Raw genomic sequence first — 2,462 nt, 5'->3', positions numbered from 1 at the left:
ATCGTCGGCCCGAGCGGGTTGTGCTGGTTGTCGAAATTCTTGCCCAGCAACACGTTGAGCCGCGCAGTCAGTTGATCGAGGGCAAAGCCGTCACGCTTGAGCACCCGACCGACCATGGTCTCGACCGCTACATTGCGCTCCATGTCGTCGGTCCGCGGTGCCGACTCTTCGAACATCAACGAATCGGGCAACGTGTGCTGAACGGGGTCGTACTGGATGAGGGCGACGAAGGCTTCGAAAAATTGTTCGAGAAAACCGCGCTCGATGTTTTTGCGTTTGAGGCGCAGGTCGCGCATGGCTTCGAAAAAGATGTTCTGTTCGACATCGTTGCGCGCCCGGTCGGCCATTTCGAACAGGGTGTCGTCGGCGTTATCGAACAACTCCTGCAAACCATGGCGCAGTTGCTGGGCCGCCTTGTCGCGGACCTGAAGCAGAATCACAGGCAGGCGGGCGAGCGGCGAGTGATTCGCCTGATCGGTAGCGGCCTTGTGCAAAGGCACTACATTCCCGTCGTTGTGCATCCAAGCCTCCTGAAACGGTGATTCCACTGGGCAGATACCGCGCGATTCCCTGTGGGAGCGGGCTTGCTCTCACATCAGCGTCAAAGCCATGACGTCAAATGCAAGGCGGATTATCTTGCAAAACTTGTCGCGGGCGCTATAGCCATCAGGGTTTCCCCTATGCCTGCAACACCTTCCAGTGACCACGAGAAGCATTGCTTTGCTCACAGAAAATCGACCAGTTGCCGTCTGCCACGCGCGTTCTCGTCTTGGGTTGGCTCTCGCCATGCCCCTATAATCGGCGCACTTAGTTTGTGGAGCCCGTTATGCCGAATCTACGTCTCGCCGATCTGACCGCCGAAATCGAAGCCAACGTGCGCCGTGCGTTGCTCGAAGACGTCGGCAGCGGCGACATCACCGCGCAACTGATCCCGGCCGAACGTCTGGCCAAAGCCACCATCATTACTCGCGATGAGGCCGTCATCTGCGGCACGGCGTGGGTCGACACGGTGTTTCGCCAGCTCGATCCGCGGGTCGCGGTGCATTGGCAGGTGCGGGATGGCGAACGGGTCAAACCCAATCAGCCGTTGTTTCACCTGGAGGGCCCGGCGCGTTCACTGCTGACGGGCGAGCGCAGCGCGCTGAACTTCCTGCAACTGCTGTCCGGCGTGGCGACGCGTGCGCAGTACCTGGCGGACTTCGTGGCCCAGACCCAGGTCAAGCTGCTGGATACCCGCAAGACCCTGCCGGGCCTGCGTCTGGCGCAGAAATACGCAGTGACCTGCGGCGGCTGCCACAACCACCGCATCGGCCTCTACGACGCGTTTCTGATCAAGGAAAACCACATCGCCGCCAGCGGCGGCATCGCGCAGGCCATCGCCGCCGCGCACAAGATCGCGCCGGGCAAACCGGTGGAAGTCGAAGTGGAAAGCCTGGAAGAGCTGAAAGAAGCGCTGGCAGCCGGCGCCGACATCATCATGCTCGACGAGTTGAGCCTGGACGACATGCGCGAAGCCGTGCGCCTGAACGGCGGCAAGGCCAAACTGGAAGCCAGTGGCGGCATCAACGAAAGCACGCTGCTGCCGATCGCCGAGACCGGGGTCGATTACATCTCGATCGGTGCGATGACCAAGGATGTGAAGGCAGTGGACCTGTCGATGCGCCTGAGCATCTGAGTTGGCCACGCAATAAAAAAACGCCAGCCCTTTCGAGGCTGGCGTTTTTGTTTCAATCTTCGATTTCATTCAGTTCAAGGTATTCCGACAAGTCCATCCCCAAAGCCTCCGCAACTTCCTGATGAACTTCCAGACGCATGGCTTTGAGCTCCTCCGGAGTCTCAGCAACGAACTCAAGCACCAGTTCCCAAGGCTCTAACCCGCGTGAAGCGGCTTCATCCTCGAATGCCCATTGCGCCTGCTGCTTTTGTTCGGACGCATCCAGGGCACTGATTTCTTCCTGTAAGGAGGGAGTCGCTGCCAAATACTTCTCTAGCGCTACATCAATTCTTTGCTCTTTAGGGATCATGTCGTTCTCGCTGATCATAAGAATGGAAGATGGATGTGGATCATCAAGGATCTCTCTGACGCGGACTGTCCGGCCTTCGGAACCATTCGGGATCACCTGAAAACTGCTGGGCGATGCTCATGCAGGCACCGAATATAGGACGTTTGCATGACGAATTACACGGCTCTTTACATCTCTTGCACAAAAACTTGACCTGCGGAACATAAATCCGGATTTTGAGTCGTAGCGATGTGCCACTTCGGCACTCACTCTTGCTGTTCACAAGGAAAACCAGTGATGCGCAGCTTTTCGAAGAATTGTTCCGTTGTGTCTGCCAGTGCCTTGCTCGCCGCCATGATGTTGCCGGCCAGCGCCATGGCGCTTGAATTGAGCAACAGCAGCTCATCCTATGGCGACAAGGTTTCGCTGATTCACAATGACTACGGCAAGGATGTTGTC

Annotated in this window: 3 protein-coding genes; 1 reads left to right on the top strand and 2 read right to left on the bottom strand. The window is 57.7% G+C overall.

Features of this window, described 5'->3' with window-relative positions; translation table 11 throughout:
• A partial coding sequence (locus HT737_RS19885; RefSeq protein ID WP_182403826.1) for a DUF1631 family protein occupies nucleotides 1–521 on the bottom strand: 521 nt, incomplete at its 3' end.
• Between the two features lie 305 nt (nucleotides 522–826).
• Between HT737_RS19885 and nadC the strand changes: the two genes are divergently transcribed.
• Nucleotides 827–1,675: a carboxylating nicotinate-nucleotide diphosphorylase gene (nadC, locus tag HT737_RS19880; protein ID WP_182403823.1), complete on the top strand. Its 849-nt coding sequence runs from the start codon at nucleotides 827–829 to the stop codon at nucleotides 1,673–1,675.
• A 52-nt stretch (nucleotides 1,676–1,727) separates the two neighbouring features.
• Here the strand turns inward: nadC and HT737_RS19875 are convergent, their stop codons facing one another.
• Complete coding sequence (locus tag HT737_RS19875) at nucleotides 1,728–2,024, bottom strand: DUF6388 family protein (protein ID WP_182403828.1); 297 nt, start codon at nucleotides 2,022–2,024, stop codon at nucleotides 1,728–1,730.
• Nucleotides 2,025–2,462 lie beyond the last annotated feature (438 nt).

The organism is Pseudomonas sp. MD195_PC81_125 (assembly GCF_014060985.1).
Taxonomy (GTDB): domain Bacteria; phylum Pseudomonadota; class Gammaproteobacteria; order Pseudomonadales; family Pseudomonadaceae; genus Aquipseudomonas; species Aquipseudomonas parakoreensis.
The sequence above is the reverse complement of the archived record's forward strand: the minus strand, read 5'-3'. Positions and strand labels throughout refer to the sequence as shown.